This window comes from Pedobacter sp. Hv1 (genome assembly GCF_001412215.1).
Taxonomy (GTDB): domain Bacteria; phylum Bacteroidota; class Bacteroidia; order Sphingobacteriales; family Sphingobacteriaceae; genus Pedobacter.
In genome coordinates, this window is the sequence record NZ_LLWP01000005.1 from 271,629 (window position 1) to 295,569 (window position 23,941).

Below are 23,941 nucleotides of genomic sequence, written 5' to 3' on the forward strand. Positions count from 1 at the left end.
TTGAATAGAAAAGCCAGTGTAGCAACATTGAGTAACGTTAGTCCCGCTGTCCATTTTACTCGCTTCGCTCCTGTTCATTACCATCGGGTTTAGGGCACAACGGCTTATGCAAGTATCAAAGCCTGTAAATCATTTCCTTATATTCGAGTTAATGCCTTAATCGTAAAATTAGATGCCCAAACTTTTAAGTTATCGTTTATTGTGCTTTGTGTTGCTACTCCCGCTGATGTATGGGCTAAGCCCAGCAAAAAGTGAGGTACCAAATGTTCGCAAAAAACAAACCCTACTTTGGACAGTAAGCTGGAGCCCTAACGATAAATGGATTGCCGTAGGTGGAGATGATAGTTTGCTCAAAATATATAATGGCAAAAGCCTTCAACTGGTTAAAACTTTTCCGTTAAAAAGCATGATCAGGCAGGTCAATTGGCACCCCAATAAAAACATCATTGCCATTGCCACCCACAACGATAGTTTAAGTATCTTAAACCTAGACACCAGAAAAATGATTAGGCTGCGTGGTGTAAAATATGGGGCTAGAGGAATTGGATGGAATTTTAATGGCGAACTACTAGCCACTGCCGATAACGAAGGTTTGGTAAAAATTTGGAAGGCAAATGGAAAACTGCTAAAGACCATTAAAAAAGGCGACGACAATAGTTATTTCTCTTTACACTGGCACCCTCATCAAAATACAATTGTAGTTAGTGGCGATGACATCAGGCTCTTAGATACAACCGGTCGTACCCTAAAAATCATTAAACACCGTACCGATCAAACTGGTGTATTGGCTGTTAGGTGGCATCCATCTGGCAACTTTTTTGCATCGGCCGATTATGGTCACGATCAGATCCAATCTTTACTTCAATTTTGGAAAGCAAATGGCACATTACTCAAAACGATGCATGGCAGCAAAGCCGAATACCGTAATATCCAATGGAATAAAACAGGAACCCTATTGGCAACTGCTAGTGATGCACTTCGCATTTGGAACAATAAGGGCGCACTCGTTTTTACTGCCCAGTCTGAAGATTTATTGTGGGGTGTTGATTGGAACAGCAAGTCAGATCGAATTGTGACCACCAGTATCAACGGAAAAATTAAACTTTGGACCGCTCAAGGCCAATTCATCAAACAAGCTACCGAATAACAAATGAACTACTCGAGAAGACAGCTTACCTTATTTCTTCGTGATCAAAACGATATAATCGAAAAGATAAGAGCCGAATTTAATCCTATACAACAGCAGCTAATTGCGGCACATGTAACCTTATGTAGAGAAGATGAGATTGAACCAATTGCGCTTGTACTTCAAAATATTAAGGCCATTATTCTTAACCAAGCGCTTTCAATTGAATTTAATTCTGTTGCAAGGTTCGATAATGGAAAAGGAGTATTACTTCCTGCTAGCGTAAACAATAACGATTTTCATGAATTGCGAAAAAAAGTGTTGAAAGGCTTAAATGACAGTCCTAGAATCCATTCGCCCCATCTTACACTAATGCACCCCAGAAATTCGACCTGTACCGATGAGATTTTTGAAAAAATTAAACAACATGAATTTCCAACAATGCTCTATTTTGATCAGATCAGTTTAATTGAGCAAAAGAGCAACGAAAAATGGATCGTGATTGATCAGTTTCCCTTCACCTAAATACTTTAAATATATACCTTAACATTAAAAACTTAACCACCTAAGCGATCTAAGGGAACCTAAGTCTTAGGTGTAACTCAGGTGCCTTAGATGGTAAAAACTATGAGACTTAAATAAAAATACAACATTAAGGAATGAAGAATAGGAATACATTCTTAGCTAATTTAATTGTTTAAACAAATAAATTCACCGCCCAAGACACATAAGGCACTTAAAAAAAGCATTACGAAATAACCAATATCACTATGTGTCCTACTGTTCCTATGTGGTCAAGCTTATTAATCATGCCACCACCTCAGCATGCTAAGTGTATCTTAGGTGTCTTAGATGGTAAAACTCACCTATTTTAATAAGAGCCCATAACGAGAAAAATAGAAATCCCCTTTTAATGAATTTAATTTCTTAATGTTTAAAAAAACAATTCTCCATTTCTTACCATACATCAAATATTTTCAAATCTGTACGCCCTACCTTTGTTCAAAATCAAAAATATAAGATAATGGAATTAGGTATCGGCATGTTCGGCGATTTGCAGATCAATGCAAAAGGCGAAATACAGCCAGCACAACAAAGGTTACAAGAGATTTTAGCAGAAGTAAAGCTGATGGATGAGGTTGGCTTGGATTTTTTTGGAATTGGGGAGCATCACCGTCCCGATTATGCAGTGTCAAGTCCCGAAATTATTTTGGCTGCGGCCGCAAGTATCACCAAGAACATTAAATTAAGCAGTGCCGTTTCGGTATTAAGTTCTGCAGATCCTGTAAAATTGTACCAAAGCTTTGCTACGGTAGATTTAATTGCCAATGGCAGGGCCGAACTAATGGCTGGTCGTGGCAGTTTCATCGAATCATTTCCATTGTATGGCTATGACCTACAAGATTACGACGAACTTTATGAGGAGAAACTAGAACTGCTCTTAAAAATCAATAAAGAACAAAAGATCAGTTGGAAAGGTAAATTCAGACCTGAATTGGTGAACCAAGAAATATTGCCTAGAGCAATAGATAACAACCTAAAAATATGGGTAGCCGTTGGTGGCACACCTGAGTCTGTTTTAAGAGCAGGTAAATTTGGGCTACCAGTAATGTTTGCCATTATTGGTGGTTCGCCAGCACAATTTAAACCACTGTTTGATTATTATAAAAAAGTATATGAAGGTTATCAGCATGAACCCTCTAAATTTGAGGTTGGCGTGCACATGCATTCCTTTTTTGGGGAAAATAGCAAACAGGTAGCAGATTACTACTACCCGCTTTATTCTGCACAGATGGATCGGGTTGGACGTTCTCGTGGATGGCCACCCTACCAACAACATCAATTTGATTTCGGACGCAGTAAAGATGGCGCATTGCTTATCAGCGATGCCAATGAAGCCATCGATAAAATTTTAGCTATGGAAGAAATGTTTGGCTTAACCCGTTTTTCAGCCCATATGGATGTTGGAGGATCTTCTCACTTAGAAATGATGAAATCTATTGAGATTTTCGGAACTCAAATTGCACCAAAAGTTAGAGCAGCCTTAAAGAAATAGTAATTCTTTAAAACATAAAGGTCGTTAGTACATTAAGATCAACCACATAGGCACATAGAAAACGTAGTTAAGATATATAAAAGACTATGTGCCCTATGTTTCTATGTGATAAAAACATCTTATATTTTAAAACATTAAGACACTTAATACATAATGTCAATCACATAGGTACATAGAAAACATAGTTAGGCTATCTAAAAGGCTATGTGCACTATGTTTCTATGTGGTAAAAATCTTATACTTGAAAACATTGAGGCAGTAAGCGCATTAAAATCAACCATATAGGTACATTGAAAATATAGTTAAGCTATCTAAAAGGCTATGTGTCCTATGTTTCTATATGGTAAAACAGCTATACTAAGTAGTTAAAACTATTTTTATCCGCCCAACCTATCTTCTACAAAAACAAAGGGCAACAAGCTTTTAATGCCTTTCACTTTCATAATTTGCCCATCAATGCAGTAAAATAATACATCAATGGGTTGGTTTTGTCTTTTTTCATATTCGGCCATTACCTGTAAGCAGGCACCACAAGAAGTTACTGGATTTTCGATTTTAAAATTTTCGGTTTGCGCCGTAATTGCCATCGACTGAATTACCGCATCTGGATAATTGGCACCAATAGTAAATAAGGCCACCCTTTCTGCACAAAGGCCTGACGGATAGGCTACATTTTCTTGGTTGCTACCTAAAACTACTTGACCATCGCCCAACAAAATAGCCGTTCCTACTTTAAATTTAGAATATGGAGAGTGCGATGAAGCTAAGGCAGCCTTCGCTTTATTGCATAACATTTGATCTGTTTCGGAAAGTTCATCTATATCAGCATAAGTCTCATAACTGATGTTAAAATTAAGTGTGTTCATAAATTAAACTTACATATTATTTGTGGTAATATAAACGCAGTACATTTTGCTTTAGTTTTATATGAACTTTTTTATGCCTAATTTGTTTACAAAGGGTCATCTCGGTGGCATGATTTTAGTGAATAGATTAATTTACCATCCTAATCCGTCTCGTTTGAAGAAGTATTTACGTAAAAGTCTCAAAATTATCCTTTGGATTATAGCTAGCTTAATTCTCCTAGTGGTATTGATTGCACTTTCCTTAAATATTCCTGCAGTACAGAATTTTGTTAAAGACAAGGCCATCACCTACCTCAAAAACAAAACTAAAACCGAAGTAAGACTAGAAAGCATTAAAATAGCGCTACCTAAAGATGTTGTTTTAAACAAGTTTTATATCGAAGACCGTAAGGGTGATACTTTACTCTATGCCGAAAAATTACAGGTAGACATTAGCCTTTTTAAACTGTTAAAGAATACGGTTGAAATTAACAACATTGAGCTAAAAAACATACGTGCAAACGTAAAAAGGGTTCATCCAGATACAAGTTTTAATTTTTCTTTCCTGGTTGATGCCTTTATGTCTGAAGAGAAAAAACCAGAGGTTGTAAATAAAGACAGTACTTCAACACTTAAATTTAGAATAGATAAGGTATTATTTGAGGATATCGGAATAACCTATCGGGATGATGTTGCTGGCAATGATGTAAAATTATACTTGGGCGAATTTAGAACCAAAATAAAGGATTTCGATTTGGCCAATCAACATTATGTGATTAAAACATTAAGCCTAAAAAACACTTCCTTAAGTTATTTACAGCAAAAACCCCTCACACAGTTGGTACAGCATTTAACCAATAGTGTAGATAGTGCGCAAAAACAGCTAGGCAAACTCCCTTTAATTGAAGTGCAAGATTTTTCATTTAGCAATGTAAAGGTCAATTACGACGATCAATTATCGACCACTAAAGCCATAGCAGATTTGAACGATTTAGGTCTTGTTAACTTAAAGGTAGATTTAACCAATAGCAAATACTTGGTTGATGAAGCAAGGCTTAATAAATCAAAAATTCTGTTTGCATTTAAACCTGCACCAAGTAACGACCTTAAAAAGGTAAAAGATACCGTTGTTGCAACAAAGTCTCCATTGGGTCTCATCATCAAGAATGTAGATTTTAATGAAAATACCGTACAATTTGACAACCTTGGTGCAAAACCATCCAAAGGGCTCGACTTTAACCACCTAAATATTGTGGGATTGAATTTAGGCGCTACAAATGTAAGTTATGATGCTACCGGAATTAGGGCTAATGTAAAAAATGGTTCGTTAAAAGATAAAAGTGGTTTTATTTTGAATGAGTTAAAGGGCGATGCCATTTATACAGACCAGCAGATCAAACTTTCTAATTTTGTACTAAGAACCCCCCATACCAGTATCAATAACAATACAGCATTAAATTTCTCTTCAATAGACGACTTAACCAAACATCCTGAAAAAGTACGCTTAAGCCTAAATTTCAAGAACACTACAATTGGCCTAAAGGACGCTGTCTTTTTTAGCAATGCCATACCAGCAAATTATCAAAATGAAAAGATCAAGCTCAACGCCAATATCAATGGTTATCTAAACAATTTAAATATCCCCCAATTACAGATCAGTGGGTTAAGAAGTACACAAATAGACATTAGCGGCAAGGCGAAAGGCCTACCAGATATCAATAAAGCTTACCTCGATTTAAACATCAAAAAACTTTACCTCACCAAAAGCGATTTGTTAGTGGCTATCCCTAAAAAATCATTACCCCCAAGTATCGAATTGCCCAATACCATTAATGCAAAAGGCAACTTTAAAGGTTCAATGGGTGATTTTAACACCAACCTAACTATCCAAACTGATATGGGTACGGCACTCATTGTAGCAGGAATGAAGGGAGCCAAAGGAAAAGAAAGCTACAAAGCCAACGTTAGCCTAACTAATTTTAACGTGGGCAAATTATTGAAACAGCAAGCAACTTTAGGTCGCATTACGGCTAAAGCTGATGTTGTTGGAACAGGCTTAGATCCTAAAAAAATAAATGCAAAATTCAATGCACAACTAATCGATGCTACTTATAACAAATACAATTACCGCAACCTGAGCTTAAACGGAACTTATGCCAATCAGCTGGTTCGTGTAAAAAGTAACATGCCCGATAGCAATCTTAACTTCAACCTCGATGCTGAGGTTAACTTGGCCGGAAAATATCCGGCAGTTAAAGGCACTGTTAACTTAAAACAGGTTGATTTGCAAAAACTCAATTTCAGTACCACAGAATTTAAGGTAGCGGGCAATATAAAGGCAGCTATCCAAACTGCCGATGTAGATTATTTAAATGGGGATGTTTTTGCTACTGGCCTACAACTGGTAAAAGAAGGTCGAAAATTCAATGTAGACACCATCCAGATCAATGCCGTTTCTACAGCAACAGCAAACAAACTTTCGTTAAAATCTGAGCTGTTAACTGCAAAAATTGATGGTAAATATCAGTTGAGTAAAATGGGCAGTGCAGTGATCAATCAAATCAATAAATATTACCAATTTGGCGAGGTAACCCCTATTCCAGATCAGCGATTTAGATTTGCGATTAAAATCTATAACCCTAAATTTTTAGCTGATTTTGTACCTCAGCTCACCACTTTTGTCCCATCAATCATTAATGGCCTTATTGATACACAAAAAGATAGCTTGCTCTTAAATGCTGCTTTTCCAAAATTGGTATATGGCGATTACAATGTAGACAGTACCCGTTTGGCAATCGATAATAAAGGTCAAAAATTGAATTACAGTTTATTGGTTAAAAGTATCCAAAGCCCTTCTATTGTTTTATTCAACACAGAATTTTCAGGCACAGCGGCAAACAACCAGCTGGATGTCAACATTTTCCTTCGCGATAGACAAAGGAAAAACAAATATGTATTGGGCGGAATATTTAAATCCATAGATAAAGATTTCAGGTTCAGTTTAGACCCTAACAAGCTATTACTAGATTATGAAAAATGGGCCATCTCGCCCGAGAATTTTATCCAATTTGGACAATCGGGTATCTTAGCCAACCAGTTTAACCTAAGTAAAGGGCAACAATTACTAAGTATCAACAGCATTAACAATACGCCAAATTCGCCATTGCGGGCAGAGTTTAAGAATTTCCAGATCGAAACCTTAACCAAATTTGCAGAAACCGACACCACCTTGGTTGGTGGAGTAATTAACGGAATGGTTGATGTAAAAGACTTGGCTTCAAACCCCAAATTCGAAGCTAATTTAACAATTGGCAAATTACGTTATCAGAAAGATGAACTGGGCGATTTAAGTGTATTGGTAAACAACAATACCGAAAATGCATTTCAGGTTGATGCCAAGTTAAAAGGCATACACGAGCTGAGTGCCAAAGGTTATTATTACACCACTCCACAAAGTGCATTAGATCTAACCGTAAACATTGATAAAATTGACCTTAGAGAAATAGAAAGTGTAAGCATGCGTCAAATTAGACAAGGCAAAGGCACTATAAGTGGCCAGTTTACGGTAAAAGGAGAACCCACAGCCCCTAAAATTCTTGGAGCGTTGAAATTCAATGATGCAGGTTTCAGAATTGCTTACATCAATTCTTACTTTACCATGCCAAATCAGGAGGTTGGTTTTACCAATGAAGGGATTAAGTTCAACAACTTTACATTGGTCGATTCGCTTGGTAAAAAGGCCGTGGTAGATGGTATGGTGTATACTACCGATTTTAAAAACGTAAGGTTTGGGCTAAACATTAATACAGACAATTTTAGGGCCTTAAATTCTACCGCAGCAGATAACGACATGATCTATGGTACTGTTTATTTAACCAGTAACATTAAAGTAGGTGGAGATTTAAACCAGCCTGATGTGAACATGAGCATCAAAGTGAACAAAGGAACCAAATTCTTTTACTCATTGCCAGTTGACGACCCATCGGTAATTGACCAAGAAGGAATTGTAGAGTTTATTGATGCAGATGCCCCACCATATAATGGGAAAAAAGCTTTAAAGGCGGATAGTGTTAGCAAATCGCCAATTAAAGGTCTCAACCTAGTTGCAGATGTAACGATAGATCCCGAGGCTGAGTTAAATGTTGTTGTTGATCCTTCTAATGGTGATGCCTTAAAAGTTAGGGGCGATGCCAATTTAAATGCGAGCATTGATGCCAGCGGCAAGGTAAGCTTAACAGGCAGGTATGAAATCACTGATGGTTCTTACAATTTATCCGTTGGTCCTTTAGGTAAAAAAGAATTTAAATTGGTAAAGGGTAGCACCATTATTTGGACTGGTGAGCCAACTGCTGCCACTGTAAACCTAACTGCCTTATACGAAGTAAATGCTGCACCTATCGATTTATTAAACGACCCAAGTAATATCCAAGCTAAAACCAAGCTCCCTTTTCAGGTTTACCTGTACATGAAAGATGAGTTGTTGAAACCAACCATCTCCTTTAAGTTAGATCTGCCCGAGAATGAGCGTGGCACCGAAGTAGGTAGCTTAGCTTACACCCGATTACAAAATGTAAACAGAGATGAAAGTGAGCTCAACAAACAAGTTTTTGCCCTACTGGCTTTAAATAGGTTCATTGCCAATAATCCTTTCCAAAGTTTAGCTGGTGGTGGTGGAGGCGTATCTACATTGGCACGTTCTAGTGTAAGTAGGTTATTAACCGAGCAGCTTAATAATTTGGCTTCAGATTTAATACAAGGGGTAGATATTAATTTTGGATTAAACTCTTCTGAAGATTATTCGACTGGAGCTTTAGAGCAAAAAACGAACTTGGAGGTAGGCTTATCCAAAAAGTTGTTAAACGATAGATTAACCGTAACAGTGGGGAGCTCTTTTGCACTAGAAGGGCCACAAACCGCCAACGGAAATTCTGCCAATATTGCGGGCAATGTAAATATAGAATATGCTCTCTCTGCCGATGGAAGATATCGCCTAAGAGCCTATAGACGCAATCAAAATGAAAGTGTAATTGAGGGAGAAATTGTAGAAACAGGACTGGGTTTTACCTTGGTGGTAGATTACAATAAATTTAGAGAGATCTTCCAAAAAAGAGCAAAAAGAAACGGAACAAATACTGAACAGAAACCTAAAGATGGAACGAAGAATTAAATCTTACTTATTTTTATTGACCTGTTTGGTATGGGCTAGCTGTAGCAATACCAAATACTTAAAACCTGGGCAGAACTTGTATGTGGGTGCTTCAGTAACCATCAATCCAGATTCTTCGACCAGAATTAGTGATCAAAAAGCTGTAAAAAAAGCCTTAGAAGCAAAAACCAGACCTGTACCTAACAAATCACTATTGGGTTTAAAATGGAAATTATACGTTTACAATCTTGCTGGCGAACCAAAAAAGCCTAAAGGTATCCGCAATTGGCTCAGAAATAAAGTTGGCGAAGCACCCGTATTGTTAAGTAGCCTTAAGCTTAAATACAACAATGATGTTTTAAAAAGTTACTTGATTAGCCAGGGGTATTTACAGGCAGAGGTTAAAGGCGACACTGTAATTAAAAAAAGAAGAGCTAAGGCAATTTATACAGTAAACACAGGTATTAGATACAAAATTAACCAGATTACTTTCCCAAAAGATACGGGCACACTTACCAACAACATCAACGCCAATAAAGATAAAAGCTTACTTAAAAATGGCAATTTTTACGACTTGGACACCTATAAAAATGAGCGGATTAGAATTGATAACGACCTCAAAGAAAGTGGCTATTTCTATTTTAATCCAGATTACCTGATCTTACAAGTAGACAGTACCATTGGTAAAAACATGGTAAATGTAAACGTGGCTGTAAAAAGAACAACACCAGAGGCTGGATTAAAACCTTACACCATTAGGAACATTAACATTTATCCTAGCTATAGCTTAAGACGAGATAGCGTATTGAGAAAACTGAAACCCCAACAATACAACGATTTTAACATTTACGATAACCGAAATACGTTTAAGCCACGCATTTTTGACCGTTTGGTTTTCTTTAAAAAAGGCCAAAACTATAACCGCAAAGACCATAACCAATCGTTAAATAGAATGGTGAATATTGGTGCTTTTCAAGATGTAAGGGCAGAGTTTTTACCAATTGATAGTTTCAGAAACAATCAACTTGATTTGAATATTTATTTAACCCCATTAAAGAAAAATTCACTAACATTTTCGGTGGTTGGAACTAGTAAATCAAACAATTTTGTGGGTTCTGAGATTAAACTTACCCAAACTACACGTAACTTATTTAGAGGGGCCGAACGTTTAGATGTGAGTGTAAGCGGAGGTTTTGAAACGCAATATAGTGGACAATCAATCGGCTTAGATTCATATTCCTTTACCGCCGAAGGTAAATTAACTTTCCCGCAATTTATTGTACCTTTTTACAAACCAAAAAGTACCACTGCCTTTACCCCTAAAACCATTGCTTCGCTCTCTTACCAATTACTAAGCCGGGGTTCTTATTATCAATTGAATTCCTTTAAAGGAGAACTTGGCTACAATTGGAAAGAAAATCAATACAAAGAACATAACTTCAACCCTATCTCTATCAATTTGGTAAGGCCAAGAGAGAAAGACAAAGTCAAATTGGAGACGTTATTTGCACAAACACCTGGTTTAGAGAACACTTTACAAGAGCAATTTATTATTGGAAGTAATTACAACTTTACCTATACCAACCAAATGGAGCAGCAACGTAGAAACAACGTTTACTTTTATGGTGGGTTAGAAACAGGAGGTAATTTATGGGGTGCATTTATTTCTAAAGATGGTCAAGGTCAAAAGAATTTGTTCAATATTCCTTTAACCCAATTTATAAGAGTAGAGACCGATATCAGGAATTACTATAAAATAAACAGAGGTGTAATTTGGGCCAATCGGTTAAATTTAGGCTATGGGTATGCCTATGGGAATAGTACTTCATTACCCTTTGTTAGGCAGTTTTTTGCTGGCGGAAGTAATGACATTAGGGCATTTAGGGCCCGCTCTTTAGGCCCAGGAACTTATCAGGTAGACCCCAACCAACAATTTGCCGATCAGTCTGGCGATATCAAAATTATGCTCAATACAGAGTTGAGATTTAAAATTGTAAGTGTGTTACACGGTGCTTTGTTTGTTGATGCAGGTAACATCTGGCTAAGAAAAGAGGATACTGGAGTGCCCGGAACATCAAATACCGGTAGACCAGGTTCGGGCTTTAAATTAAACAATGCCCTTAGCGAACTCGCCGTAGGCACTGGTGCAGGTTTAAGAATAGATGCCACTATTTTTGTAATCAGGTTAGATGGTGCATTTCCTATCAGAAAACCTTACCTTCCCAGTGGGCAACGTTGGGTGTTGAACCAAGTTGATTTTGGCAGCAAAGCTTGGCGAAAAGAGAATTTCATTTTAAATATTGGCATCGGCTATCCTTTTTAATACATGATGAGATTAACAAAGAAAATCAAATACTTTTTAGTAAGTACGGGGCATCTATTTTTAGCTGCAGGAAAAGGTTTTGTAGAAGATCGGGTAACCAAATTAAGTGCGGCCCTGGCTTATTATACCATCTTTTCGCTTTCGCCTTTAATTATCATTATTATCTCTTCGGCTAGTTTAATCTATAGCCAAGATGCCATTGAAAACAAGCTTTTCTCTCAGATCAATAATCTTGTAGGGCATGATGCCGCTGTTCAGATCCAGAGTTTTGTAGCCAATGCCAGCCTATCTGGTAAAAGCTCTTTTGCACTGGTTATTGGCATTATTGTTTTAATTATTGGTGCTACAGCCGTTTTTACCGAAATACAAGACAGCATCAATCTCATTTGGAAAGTGAAAGCTGTACCTAAAAAGGGCTGGAAGAAACTCATCACCAATCGCTTGCTTTCCTTTTCGCTAATTGTGTCTCTTGGCTTTCTCTTGCTGGTTTCATTGGTAGTGAACAGCTTAGTACTGAGCTTAGGGAATAAACTTTCTAAATTTATTCCAGAAATTACCGACACTACTGCAATCATTATATTGATATTAAACAACGTATTGACCTTTGCAGTGGTAACAGGTGTATTCGCGGTTATTTTTAAAGTATTACCTGATGTAATTTTGAAATGGAAATCGGCCTTAGTTGGTGCTGCCTTTACCGCATTGTTATTTGGATTGGGCAAATACCTGATTGGATTGTACCTTGAGAAATCGAACCCAGGTTTGGTTTTTGGTTCTGCAGGATCCATCATCATCATTTTGGTATGGATCTATTATACCTCTATTATTCTCTACTTTGGCGCTGAGTTTACGCAGGTTTATGCCGAAAAATATGATAAAGGCATTGCACCTACAAAGTATGCAGTTCACCTTAAAACAGTAGTAGTAGAAAAGAAAGTTGAAGTATTGCCTCCGCAACATCCAGAAGATACGGTTGATCTACCTCAAACTTAATCTCTCTTAATATACTCGGCTATTTTATCAATCAGTTCTTTCTCTGAGAAAGGTTTTAAAACCAGATTGTTAATTCCAGATTCGATATATTTTTTACGGTCTTCTTGTAAAACATTAGCGGTAACACCCAAAATAGGAATATTAGCTTTAGCTGGTTTAGCATAAGACCTGATCATTCTAGTCAGTTCAATCCCTCCCATTTCTGGCATTTGAATGTCTGTTAAAACCAGGTCGTATTCATTCTTTTCGAAAAGTGCAAATGCCTGTTTACCATCGTAGGCCACATCTGTAACGAGCTTATATTTTTTAAGTACCGTTTGCGCCAACAAAATATTCATTTTGTTATCATCGGCCAATAAGATTCGTTTCCCTTCTAACCATTCGGCATTGGTGGTATTTACATTTTTGTTTTCTAAAACACTGCTTTGTGGACAGATATCATAAGGAATTTCAAAACTAAAGGTAGAACCCTGTCCTAATTGACTAGCTACGCCAATCTGCCCCCCTTGAAACTCTACTATCTTTTTACAGATGGCAAGTCCTAAGCCAGTTCCCTTTTGTTTAATTTTGGTAGAAGAATAATAAACCTGTGCAAATTCATCAAAAATCATATCCAAATCTTCAGGTCCAATTCCAATACCGGTATCAATAATCTGAACTTTTAAAACACCTTGTTTCTTAGAGTTTAAAGCAATATCTGCTTTTAAGGTTACCGAGCCTACCTCTGTAAATTTAATAGCGTTACTAAGCAAATTCATGATCACTTGCTTTAAACGAAGTGAGTCGCCAGAAAAACAGTAATTTTTCTTAAACACAATCTCATTCTTTAGTTTAACGCCCTTATTGGTAGCCTGAATAGCAATGCTATTGAAAACCTCGGTTATCGCATCGTACGGAATGAAAGAAATTTTATCAAAACTTACCTTCCCCGTTTCATATTTAGAAAAATCAAGAATATCATTTACAACATCTAACAACATAACAGAAGAACTCCGAATGGCACCTACTTGTTCAATTTGTTGCTCATTGAGCTGACCTTGACTAAGTTGTTCAGAAAAACCGATAACCGAATTTAAAGGCGTCCGAATCTCGTGGCTCATATTGGCCAAGAATCTACTTTTTGAGATCGCATATTGCGAAGCTTTCTGACTATAGTTGATCAGCTCACTTTCATTTTTATAGATTCTCCAAAGATTGTATAAAATAGCCGATACCAGAATAAACAGCAGTGCCATGCTATAGCTAAAAATTCTATCGATACTATTGAAAGAGCCATCTATATGATGCCTAAGTTCTTCTTTATTGCGGGCAATAAACTCCTTTTCTTTACTTTTATAATCTTGTAAAAGAGAAAGTATTTCTGTGATGATTTTATTATTCAGCTGCAGAATTCCAACCTCGTTCTTTTTGAGCATGTTATTAGCCGCATACAGATTGCGGAAATAATTGTTCATATTTTGGAGCTGTAATTTATTGAAGTTTCTGCTTTGTAAAGAAGTGTCTAATTTAGTTTCGGTTCTTACCAGCTTAGCTGTTGTATCTGCACCTTTTGCTTTACTTTTCTTTTTAGAAAATGCTTCAGCTAGCCTACCTAGTAAATTTTTATCGGGTTTTGCGGCAACTGCTTTACGGATCGTATCTACACTTACCATGGTTTTAAATTGCTTGTAAGTCAATTCCTTCCCATTATTTGATTTAAAACCGTAATGTGTGGTATCTATTTCCGAAGAAACATTAATAAGACTATCAGTTAATTGCCTTAACTTTAAGTATAATTCTGTTCTTATTTTTTTCTGATCTACCAGTCCCTTTATATTTTTTGGCGCTAACTTCTCCAGTTCTTGGGCTCTGTTGTTTATCCTATCTAAAGTTTGAGAAACAAAGTTAATGTTACCCAGAAACTGTTTGATGTACATTTTTTCTCCTGTTACAGCATATAGCCTACAATTATTATCCGCATTGTATAATACTACAATACAGGTATCAATTTGACTATAATCTTCTCTTAACTGCGCAAGTTGGTTAACATCATGCCTTAATTCTTGCGATTTATTATTTCTAATGTAAAAGAAAATGGCACACAAAAATAATGTCAATATTAAAAAGACAATAAGTCCGTAACGTGTTGAAGGATTTTGTTTAGAAGAAAATGGCATAAATGCTCGTTATTTAAAAAATATAAATACCCCAAACAAACATTTAGGGTAAGATTTCAATAACAATAGGGATCGCAAATATAAGTTAAAATATTAATTGCTTGTAAGTTAAACCTAAAAAACTTCTATATTAACCAATAGTTAACATATAAGTTACGCTACATCTAAAGTTTCGGTATTTGCTTCGTTTTTGTCTCTTTCCTCTTCTTTAACCTCGTCTTTTTCTATTCGTAAATTTCTAATAATATGTTGTTGTCTGTCTGGCGTATTTTTACCCATGTAATATTCTAGTAGACTTTTAATAGTTTGGTCTTTTAAAATTACAGGGTCTAAGCGGATATCTTTTCCAATAAATAAACCAAATTCATCTGGCGAAATTTCTCCAAGTCCTTTAAATCGGGTAATTTCTGGTTTGCCTCCTAGTTTTTCAATTGCATCACGACGTTCGTCTTCGCTATAGCAATAAATGGTCTCTTTTTTATTACGTACCCTAAACAATGGCGTTTGCAAAATGTATACATGCCCAGCTTTTACTAAATCTGGAAAAAATTGCAAAAAGAATGTCATCATTAATAAACGGATGTGCATACCATCTACGTCAGCATCGGTTGCAATTACAATATTGTTATAATGTAATCCATCTAAACCATCCTCAATATTTAAGGCATGTTGCAAAAGATTAAATTCTTCATTTTCATAAACTACCTTTTTGGTCAGTTCGTAACAGTTTAAGGGTTTTCCTTTTAAACTAAATACAGCTTGACAATCTACATCTCTCGATTTGGTAATAGACCCAGAAGCAGAATCGCCCTCGGTAATAAACAAAGTAGTTTCGTATCTTTTATCGTGGTTACTGTTAAAGTGAACTTTACAGTCTCTCAGTTTTTTATTATGTAAAGATGCTTTTTTAGCTCTATCATTTGCCAGTTTTTTAATCCCTGCAATATCTTTACGCTCTCTTTCAGATTGAATGATCCTTTTTAAAATGGCATCTGCCACCTCTGCATGTTTATGCAAATAATCATCCAGTTCTTTCTTCACAAAATCATTAATGAAAGTACGAACAGAAGGCCCCTCTGGCCCCATGTTTTGCGAACCTAATTTAGTTTTGGTCTGAGATTCGAATACTGGTTCTTGTACCCTTACAGATACCGCAGCAATAATAGAGGCTCTAACATCACTGGCATCAAATTCTTTTTTATAGAACTCACGAATCGTTTTAACCACTGCCTCTCTAAACGCTGCCTGATGGGTTCCACCTTGTGTGGTATGCTGTCCGTTTACAAAAGAATGGTAATCTTCACCATATTGCTGTCCATGGCTCATGGCAATTTCTATGTCGTTTCCTTTTAAATGAATAATTGGATAACGCAGCTCTTCTGGCTTGTTCTGTTTCGACAATAGATCATACAGACCACGCTCAGATAAATATTTTTCGTTGTTAAAATTGATCGTCAATCCGGTATTTAAAAACACATAATTCCAGATCATGCTTTCTACAAAATCAGGAATGTAATGATAGTTTCTAAAGATGGTCTCATCCGGATAAAAAGTAATGGCCGTACCATTTCTTTGTGTAGTATCAATGATTGGGTTGTCGGTAACTATCTCTCCTTTGCTAAACTCTACCTTTTTGGTTTTGCCATCGCGGTAAGATTGCACCATAAAATTGGTAGACAATGCATTCACGGCCTTTGTACCCACTCCATTTAAACCAACCGATTTTTGGAAAGCATTGCTATCATACTTACCACCAGTATTAATTTTCGAAACGCAATCTATTACTTTGCCCAGTGGGATACCACGACCATAATCTCTAATATTTACCTTTTGATCTGAAACCGTAATTTCTATCGTTTTACCAGAGCCCATTACAAACTCATCAATAGAATTATCTACAATCTCCTTTAACAAAACATAAATTCCATCATCTTGGGCAGAGCCATCGCCAAGTTTACCAATGTACATCCCCGGACGCAAACGAATATGTTCTTTCCAGTCAAGTGAGCGTATACTATCGTCGTTATAGATTGGTTCTGCCATAATTTTAGTTATAATGAGATTAGAAAATGTCTTTGCAGCCAGAGCAGCGATCTTTCAAGTAAAACGGATGATTTCGTCGTTTCACTTCTCGCAATCACGTTCAAAAACAATTCAGCATTACAAATTTAAGCTAATCTAGCTGCAAATCAACCACAAAGTTTCCACAAATACACATTTTCGTCTTAAGCTATAAACTTTTAACTCCAAACTAAAATTCCTATCTTCCAAGCTCAAATTTAGATACATGCAAACTAAAAAACAGCTCTCTCTTTTCGACCTCGCTATGATTGTGGTCAGCCTAGTTATTGGTATGGGAATTTTCAGAACCCCTGTAAATGTGGCCTCAAAGGCACAGATACCAGAGCTGTTCTTTTTAGCTTGGGCAGTTGGCGGTTTTGTAGCCTTATGTGGAGCTCTAACTTATGCAGAAATTGGCTCAAGATATCCAGTTACTGGTGGTTATTACAAAATTTTTTCAGTTTGTTATCATCCATCCATTGCCTTTGCCATTAACTGCATTATTGTGGTTTCTAATGCGGCATCCGTTGCTGGTGTTTCATTAATTGGTGCCGAATACCTGAGCAAAGTGATTTTAGCTCCAGAAATGCAAACTGGCGAATATCGGATTATCATTGCTGTAATTAGCATCATGATCTTTTATGCCGTTAATCTGTTAGGCTTAAAAACTAGCTCCAGAACCCAGAACATTTTAACGGTAATTAAAATTGTAATGGTATTGACTCTGATCTGTGCTGTGTTTTTTGGTGAACAAACCACAAGCATTACTCCTATTTTTAATACCCCATCTGGCAATTTACCTACTTGGAGCGATTACGGAAAAGCTTTAGGACTATGTTTAATTGCTGTTTCTTTCAGCTTTGGTGGTTACCAACAAACCATCAATTTTGGTGGCGAGGCTAAAGACGCAAAAAGGGTTATTCCACGTTCTATTATTATTGGATTAGGGATTATCATTACCCTATACATGGCCATTAATTATGCATATGTAAAAGTAATTGGCTTTGAACAACTGAAATCTGCCGAAAGTATTGCAGCCATATTAGCGGGTAAAATTTTTGGTCCGGCTGGTTTTTCGTTACTCTCTGTACTAATCTATTTTTCTGTTTTGGGCTATGTGAATGTTAACTTATTGAGCAACCCAAGAGCCATGTATGCCATGGGCGAAGAAAAAGCTTTGCCTAGTATTTTTACCAAAAAAACAAAAAAGAACGAAGTAATGATTGTTAGCCTAACGGTTTTCACCATCATTGCCATCTTCACTATATTTTATGCACAGACCTTTGATAAAATTTTAAACTACACCATCTTTTTAGACAGTATTGGAATGGCATTTTCTGCGGCCGCTATTTTCTTCTTGCGCAAAACTACCGCACATTTAGATAAGAGTACCATTTACACCATGAAACTCTATCCGCTTTTGCCTATCATTTTCATTGGGGCTTATCTCTTTGTAGCCTTTAGCATTTACAGCGACGACCCAAATGCGGCATTAAATGGCTTGTATATCTTTTTAGGTTTTGTGGTCATCTATTTTGTAACCAAGTTCTTTAACCGCAAAAAAGAAAATACCCAAAGCTAATGGATCTATCGTATATATTAAATGAACTTGGAGAAGATAGGGAGCAATATTTCAATGCCATTGCACCTCCAATTGTACAAACCAGCAATTTTAAATTCAATACGGTTGAAGATTTTAGAGCTGCATTAGCAGACGAGTATAAAGGCAATTTATATTCTCGGGGCTTTAATCCAACTATTGATATTTTAAGAAAAAAACTGGCTGCTTTAGATGGCGCAGAAGATGCATTGGTATTTAGTAGCGGAATTGCTGCCATTACGGTACCTGTTCTAGCCTTATTGAAACAGGGTGATGAAGTAGTTTGTGTAGAAAACCCATACAGTTGGACCATTAAACTTTTTAAAGACTTTTTACCAAAATTTGGCATCTCTACCACTTTTATTGACGGCACAGATTTGGATCAGTTTAAAAAGGCCATTACCAATAAAACCAAATTGATCTACCTCGAATCGCCAAATACTTTCAGCTTCGATGTTCAAGACCTAGCAGCTGTTGCTGCATTGGCAAAGGCCAAGGGCATACTCACCATGATTGACAACAGTTATTGTTCGCCGCTTTATCAACAACCCATTGCTTACGGAATTGATTTAGTAGCTCAGTCGGCCACTAAATACCTTGCTGGCCATAGTGATGTAGTTGCGGGTGTGGTAACAGGAAAAAAAGAATTGTTGGAGAAAATTTTCAACAAAGAATACCTAAATATTGGAGCAGCTTTGGCTCCACAAAATGCGTGGTTATTGTTGCGGGGGCTCCGTACTTTGGAGATCAGGTTAGAGCGAATTAGTGAAACTGCAGATCAGGTGATTGCTTATTTGAGCAAGCACCCAAAAATTGAGCAAGTTTTACACCCTTTTAATGCAAACAACAAGGATTTGGCACTGGCACGTAAACAGATGAAAAAATGTGGCGGCCTGTTCAGTATCACCTTAAAGAATTCGACACTAGAAAAAATAGAATTATTCTGCAACAGTTTAAATCATATCTTAATGGCTGTTTCTTGGGGTGGACATGAAAGTTTGGTGATCCCGGCTTGTGCGGGAATTAGCAAAGCCGATTTTGATCCACAACATAAACGACATGTGTTGATAAGAATTTACGTAGGTTTAGAAAATGCTGATTACCTTATTGCTGATTTGGAACAAGCATTAGGTAAATTATAAATGTCCATCAAAAAACTACCTTTTAAAAAACAATTGGCTTACGCAGCAGGAATGATGGGTTGGAGTATCATGACCAATCTGATTATTGTGATGTTGCCTTATTTTTACCTTCCACCAAACAATTCTGGCCTATCTCCTTTAATACCACAACTCTTGGTATTTGGTGCTTTTAATATTCTATCATTAATTGCTGCATCGGGCAGGTTATTTGATGCCGCCTACGATCCTTTTATTGCTTCGGTAAGCGATAGCAGCAGCAACCCCAAAGGCAGGCGTTTTCCTATTATGAAATGGGCCATTTTACCAGCTATTGTTTGTTGCAGTTTGGTATTTTATCCCTTGGTAAAAGGAGAAAGCTTACAAAATGCCTGGTGGCTAACAGTGGTATTGGCTGGTTTTTTTATTTCTGTTACCACCTATATTATTCCATATAATGCATTACTGGCAGAACTGACCCAAACTGCAGAAGAGAAAGTAAAACTCTCTACCTTACAGCAGGTTGGTTTTGTATTGGGTATGATTTTAGGTGCACTTTGCAATAACTTTGCCGACCTTATTCAAACTGTTTTCCATGTAACTGAACGTTTCCATGCTTTGCAGTATACCATTTGGGGCTTAAGTATTTTCTCTGGTATTGTAATGGTTTTGCCTATTATTTTTATCAAAGAAAAAGAGTACGTACAAAGCAAGCCAACACATATTCCCTTATTACCAGCCATTAAAAGCACCTTTAGAAACTCTAATTTTAAATACTACCTCATTTCAGACTTTACCTATTACACCGCTTTGAGTTTAATGAGTAGTGGCTTGTTATATTTCGTAACCGTGCTGCTTGGGCTGCCCGATTCTGATGGCGGAAAATTCATGGGCCTAATGGTTATCCTTTCCTTGCTTTTTTATCCATTTATCAATTACGGTTCAAAAAAATTTGGCAAAAAAGTATTGGTATTGTTTGCCTTTGGTGTATTGAGCTTAATTTTTGTCACGATTTTCTTTTTAGGAAAACTCCCTTTTACGCCAACAAACCAAATGTATATTTTGGTCATCTTCGCCTCTTTTCCTTTGGCTGCTTTGGGCATTTTACCCAATGCCATTTTAGCTGATATTGCCCAAAAAGACACCTTAGAAACTGGCGAAAACCACGAAGGGATGTTCTTTGCCGTAAAATATCTCTTTGTTAAACTAGGGCAGACCATTGGCATTGCCATATTTGCCATGTTAACGGTTTATGGTAAAGATCCGGGCGACGATTATGGCTTGCGTTTAAATGGCGTAGTGGGTTTTGCACTCTGTATATTAGCGCTACTATTTTTTACAAGGTTTAAGGAGAGGAAGTAGTTAGTAGTTAGATTTGCTGCGAACTAATAATGTTACTCATTTATCAATCTTTCTGACACCAGACCTCGAATACTTAATTTTTCAGCCTCAGTACTTTGGACTGTTTACATCTTATATCCTCCATAATCTTCTTACTTTGTTCGATAAACCTGATGGTAGTGTGCACGAAGCGTAGCGGAGTAAAACGGACAGCAGGGCTACAATTGCCGAAAAGCACTAACAAACATTTTCAAATTCCAGCCTCAAGACTTTTACCTCCGAACTGTTTACATCTTATACTCCCAAAAACTTTCTTCCTTTGTTCGATAAACCTGATGGTAGTGTACACGAAGCGAAGTGGAGTAAAACGGACAGCAGGGCTACAATTGCCGAAAAGCAGTGACAAACATTTTCAGATTTGAATTTTCAGGTTATCTTAAAACAAGATTGCTTCGTCGTGTCTCCTCGCAAAAATGAAGTATTTAAATAATTTACGTATCTTTGTAGCGAAGCAGAATTTCTTTATCATTTAAAGCAACTCGCAAGTTAGTCCTTCCAGCAATGATTGTTCTAGCTTCTTCGCAATTTTACATTTAAAAATTTATACTTTGTTATTTTCAGAATTAAACCTCATAGCACCTATTTTAAAGGCGCTTGAAACCGAAGGTTATACACAACCTACACCCATACAAGAGCAATCTATCCCTTCTATTTTACAAAAACGCGACTTATTGGGTTGTGCACAAACAGGCACGGGTAAAACTGCAGCATTTGCCATTCCGATGTTGCAATTGTTAAACCAACCACATAGCAACACCAAAGGCCCGAAGGCAATTAAAGCCCTTATTTTAACACCAACAAGAGAGTTGGCTATTCAGATTGAAGAAAGTTTTAAGGCTTATGGCCGCAACTTACCTTTGAAACACTTGGTAATTTTTGGTGGTGTTGGACAAAAAGCACAAACTGATGCCTTGCATAGAGGTGTTGATATTTTGGTAGCTACCCCTGGTCGTTTATTAGACCTCATGAACCAAGGTTTTGTAAACCTACGTGATATTGAGATTTTTGTATTGGATGAGGCAGATCGCATGTTAGACATGGGCTTTATCCACGATGTGAAAAAAGTGATTGCCAAATTACCGGCTAAAAGACAGACTTTGTTTTTCTCGGCTACCATGCCAACTGAAATCCAAAAACTATCTGATACCATTTTAACCAACCCTGTAAAAGTTGAGGTTACTCCGGTTTCTTCTACTGCCGAGAAAATTACACAAGCAGTTTACTTTGTAGAAAAACAAGACAAAAGAGGCTTATTGGCTCATTTGTTAAAAGACAAAACCATTGAAACTGTATTGGTATTTACCCGTACTAAACATGGTGCTGATAAGGTGGTTAAAGACTTGATGAAAATTAATGTGAAAGCCGAAGCTATTCACGGAAATAAATCGCAAAATGCCCGTCAGAGAGCGTTGACTAATTTTAAAGCAAGAACAACCCGTGTTTTGGTGGCTACAGATATTGCTGCTCGTGGTATTGATGTGGATGAATTGGCGCACGTAATTAACTATGAGTTGCCAAACATACCAGAAACTTATGTACATAGAATTGGTAGAACCGGAAGAGCAGGCCTAAGTGGCATTGCCTATTCGTTCTGCGATGGCGAAGAGAAAGAATTTTTAGATGATATTGAGAAATTGATTGGTCTAAAAATTCCGGTAAACGAAGACCATCCTTATGCCATGAGCTGGCAAAGCCTAATGTCGGCCGCTGCAGCAGCAAAAGGCAAAGGGAAGAAAAAAAGCAACCAACGTGAGCCTCGCGAACGCGAAGCAAACTTGAGTGGTGCAAAAAAGAAACCACACCATGGTGGTGGAAAACCAAACCACACAGGTAGTACTGGTAGTGCTAATGCTGGTGGTGGTAACCGCAGGTTTAGTGGTGGTGGCAACAGAAGAAGAGATTAGATTCAACTATTACATTGAGCTTGTCGAAATGATTTGGTTAAAAGTCCTTCGACAGGCTCAGGATGACGTTCATTAAAGAAAATGGTTCGTAGCAATATGGACCATTTTTGTTTTGTAATCTTCTAATTTTATCTTTGATAGTATCAAATGATAGTATCAAATGATAGTATCAATAAAACCTCCTTATGAGCTTACTTCTTTAATTTTAAAACTGGTAATTGGTAAAAAACAAAGAAGCCATAACCAGACTTTATATGTTTTGGCTAGATAAATAACTTGTCATTTTAAGAGAATGCAAATTATCGTTCTGTGTTATTCGGTCTGGTATAAACCATTTGCATAACATTGATGTTGCGCATGGCAAAAGCAGCTTCGCAATAGTTCAAATAATAATTCCATTTGCGAATAAAACGTTCATCGAAACCTAAAGTTTTTACTTCGTTGAGTTTATGGTTAAATTCTACAAACCATAATTTTAAAGTACGGGCATAATCTAAGCCTAAATCTTTTAAGTCGACCATGGTGAGTTCGCCAGTATTGTTAATCGCCTTGTTCAGTTGAGCAACAGATGGCAATAAAGATCCAGGGAAGATATGTTTTTGTATCCAATCTACTCCATTGCGTAAACTATTGTACCTACTATCTGGGCTGGTAATGACCTGAAAAGCCAAAATTCCATTGGGTTTTAGCACCTCGCTACATTTTGCAAAATATGTTTCCAGGTAATCGTGCCCAACAGCTTCCAACATTTCTACCGATACAATTTTATCAAAAGTTCCTTCAATGGCTCTATAATCTTTAATCACAATCTCTACTTTATCAGCTAATCCTGCTGCTGCAACTCTTTGCTGTGCTAATTTTTGCTGCTCTTTTGAGATGGTAACTGAAGTTACTTTACAACCATAGTTTTTAGCCATAAAAATGGCATTTGCTCCCCAACCACTTCCTATTTCTAAAACATGATCACTTGCTTTTAAATGCAATTGTTCACAAAGTCGACGGTATTTTTCATCCTGTGCTGCTGCCAAAGAAAGGTCTGGCGTTTTAAAATAGGCAGCAGAATACGTCATAGAAGGATCTAAGAACGTAGCAAAAAAATCATTATTTAAATCGTAATGTTCGGCAATATTTTTTTGAGAACCGGTAATGCTATTTGCTCGGTTGTTATGGTAAATTCTGTTGAACCACTTGAACAGATTTAGACCTAAGGTT

General features: G+C 36.9%; 14 protein-coding genes. 10 read left to right on the forward strand and 4 right to left on the reverse strand.

Annotation, left to right across the window (positions count from 1 at the left end):
- Positions 1-172 precede the first annotated feature (172 nt).
- The 3 genes from AQF98_RS12815 (at position 173) to AQF98_RS12825 (ending at position 3,182) form a co-directional block, all read left to right on the forward strand.
- Complete coding sequence (locus AQF98_RS12815) at positions 173-1,147, forward strand: WD40 repeat domain-containing protein (protein ID WP_082435043.1); 975 nt, start codon at positions 173-175, stop codon at positions 1,145-1,147.
- Between the two features lie 3 nt (positions 1,148-1,150).
- Positions 1,151-1,651, forward strand: a complete 501-nt coding sequence (locus tag AQF98_RS12820; protein WP_055132353.1) for a 2'-5' RNA ligase family protein — start codon at positions 1,151-1,153, stop codon at positions 1,649-1,651.
- A 499-nt stretch (positions 1,652-2,150) separates the two neighbouring features.
- A complete protein-coding gene (locus tag AQF98_RS12825) occupies positions 2,151-3,182 on the forward strand; it encodes an Atu2307/SP_0267 family LLM class monooxygenase (protein ID WP_055132354.1) in 1,032 nt (343 codons plus the stop codon).
- Positions 3,183-3,559: 377 nt separating this feature from the next.
- On the opposite strand, the gene AQF98_RS12830 is transcribed toward AQF98_RS12825, so the two are convergent.
- Complete coding sequence (locus AQF98_RS12830; RefSeq protein WP_055132355.1) at positions 3,560-4,048, reverse strand: cytidine deaminase; 489 nt, start codon at positions 4,046-4,048, stop codon at positions 3,560-3,562.
- A 154-nt stretch (positions 4,049-4,202) separates the two neighbouring features.
- On the opposite strand from AQF98_RS12830, the gene AQF98_RS12835 reads away from it, so the two are divergent.
- Genes AQF98_RS12835 through AQF98_RS12845 form a run of 3 tightly spaced genes read left to right on the forward strand, consistent with a single transcriptional unit; the run spans position 4,203 to position 12,489 of the window.
- Entirely contained in the window at positions 4,203-9,194 is a 4,992-nt protein-coding gene (locus AQF98_RS12835) for a translocation/assembly module TamB domain-containing protein (RefSeq protein WP_055132555.1), read from the forward strand.
- Entirely contained in the window at positions 9,178-11,496 is a 2,319-nt protein-coding gene (locus AQF98_RS12840; protein WP_055132356.1) for a BamA/TamA family outer membrane protein, read from the forward strand. The genes AQF98_RS12835 and AQF98_RS12840 overlap by 17 nt, the downstream gene beginning before the upstream one ends.
- A 3-nt stretch (positions 11,497-11,499) precedes the next feature.
- Positions 11,500-12,489: a YihY/virulence factor BrkB family protein gene (locus AQF98_RS12845; protein WP_235524227.1), complete on the forward strand. Its 990-nt coding sequence runs from the start codon at positions 11,500-11,502 to the stop codon at positions 12,487-12,489.
- Here the strand turns inward: AQF98_RS12845 and AQF98_RS12850 are convergent.
- Both AQF98_RS12850 and AQF98_RS12855 read right to left on the reverse strand, forming a co-directional pair.
- Positions 12,486-14,645: an ATP-binding protein gene (locus AQF98_RS12850; protein ID WP_055132358.1), complete on the reverse strand. Its 2,160-nt coding sequence runs from the start codon at positions 14,643-14,645 to the stop codon at positions 12,486-12,488. The genes AQF98_RS12845 and AQF98_RS12850 overlap by 4 nt on opposite strands.
- 153 nt (positions 14,646-14,798) lie before the next feature.
- On the reverse strand, positions 14,799-16,688 hold the full coding sequence (locus AQF98_RS12855) for a DNA topoisomerase IV subunit B (RefSeq protein ID WP_055132359.1): 1,890 nt from the start codon (positions 16,686-16,688) through the stop codon (positions 14,799-14,801).
- Positions 16,689-16,932: 244 nt separating this feature from the next.
- Here AQF98_RS12855 and AQF98_RS12860 point away from each other — a divergent pair, with 244 nt between their 5' ends.
- The 4 genes from AQF98_RS12860 to AQF98_RS12875 all read left to right on the forward strand — a co-directional run bounded on the left by AQF98_RS12860 (position 16,933) and on the right by AQF98_RS12875 (position 22,729).
- Positions 16,933-18,288: an APC family permease gene (locus AQF98_RS12860; protein WP_055132360.1), complete on the forward strand. Its 1,356-nt coding sequence runs from the start codon at positions 16,933-16,935 to the stop codon at positions 18,286-18,288.
- Positions 18,288-19,448, forward strand: coding sequence for a PLP-dependent aspartate aminotransferase family protein (locus tag AQF98_RS12865; protein ID WP_055132361.1), 1,161 nt, complete (start codon positions 18,288-18,290; stop codon positions 19,446-19,448). Before AQF98_RS12860 ends, AQF98_RS12865 begins: the two co-directional genes overlap by 1 nt.
- The gene (locus AQF98_RS12870; RefSeq protein ID WP_055132362.1) at positions 19,449-20,786 is read left to right on the forward strand and encodes an MFS transporter; all 1,338 of its coding nucleotides are present in this window, start codon (positions 19,449-19,451) and stop codon (positions 20,784-20,786) included.
- 587 nt (positions 20,787-21,373) lie between these two features.
- Positions 21,374-22,729, forward strand: a complete 1,356-nt coding sequence (locus AQF98_RS12875; protein WP_055132363.1) for a DEAD/DEAH box helicase — start codon at positions 21,374-21,376, stop codon at positions 22,727-22,729.
- Between the two features lie 299 nt (positions 22,730-23,028).
- Here AQF98_RS12875 and AQF98_RS12880 read toward each other — a convergent pair whose 3' ends face one another.
- Positions 23,029-23,856 carry a class I SAM-dependent methyltransferase gene (locus AQF98_RS12880; protein WP_369816921.1) on the reverse strand — a complete coding sequence of 276 codons (828 nt, stop codon included), beginning with the start codon at positions 23,854-23,856 and terminating at the stop codon, positions 23,029-23,031.
- Between the last annotated feature and the right edge of the window lie 85 nt (positions 23,857-23,941).

Excerpts from the sequence above, each read along its gene's own strand:
- AQF98_RS12815 (WP_082435043.1), top strand. The coding sequence starts at position 173 with ATGCCCAAACTTTTAAGTTATCGTTTATTGTGCTTTGTGTTGCTACTC.
- AQF98_RS12820 (WP_055132353.1), top strand. The coding sequence starts at position 1,151 with ATGAACTACTCGAGAAGACAGCTTACCTTATTTCTTCGTGATCAAAAC.
- AQF98_RS12825 (WP_055132354.1), top strand. The coding sequence starts at position 2,151 with ATGGAATTAGGTATCGGCATGTTCGGCGATTTGCAGATCAATGCAAAA.
- AQF98_RS12830 (WP_055132355.1), bottom strand. The coding sequence starts at position 4,048 with ATGAACACACTTAATTTTAACATCAGTTATGAGACTTATGCTGATATA.
- AQF98_RS12840 (WP_055132356.1), top strand. The coding sequence starts at position 9,178 with ATGGAACGAAGAATTAAATCTTACTTATTTTTATTGACCTGTTTGGTA.
- AQF98_RS12845 (WP_235524227.1), top strand. The coding sequence starts at position 11,500 with ATGATGAGATTAACAAAGAAAATCAAATACTTTTTAGTAAGTACGGGG.
- AQF98_RS12850 (WP_055132358.1), bottom strand. The coding sequence starts at position 14,645 with ATGCCATTTTCTTCTAAACAAAATCCTTCAACACGTTACGGACTTATT.
- AQF98_RS12855 (WP_055132359.1), bottom strand. The coding sequence starts at position 16,688 with ATGGCAGAACCAATCTATAACGACGATAGTATACGCTCACTTGACTGG.
- AQF98_RS12860 (WP_055132360.1), top strand. The coding sequence starts at position 16,933 with ATGCAAACTAAAAAACAGCTCTCTCTTTTCGACCTCGCTATGATTGTG.
- AQF98_RS12865 (WP_055132361.1), top strand. The coding sequence starts at position 18,288 with ATGGATCTATCGTATATATTAAATGAACTTGGAGAAGATAGGGAGCAA.
- AQF98_RS12870 (WP_055132362.1), top strand. The coding sequence starts at position 19,449 with ATGTCCATCAAAAAACTACCTTTTAAAAAACAATTGGCTTACGCAGCA.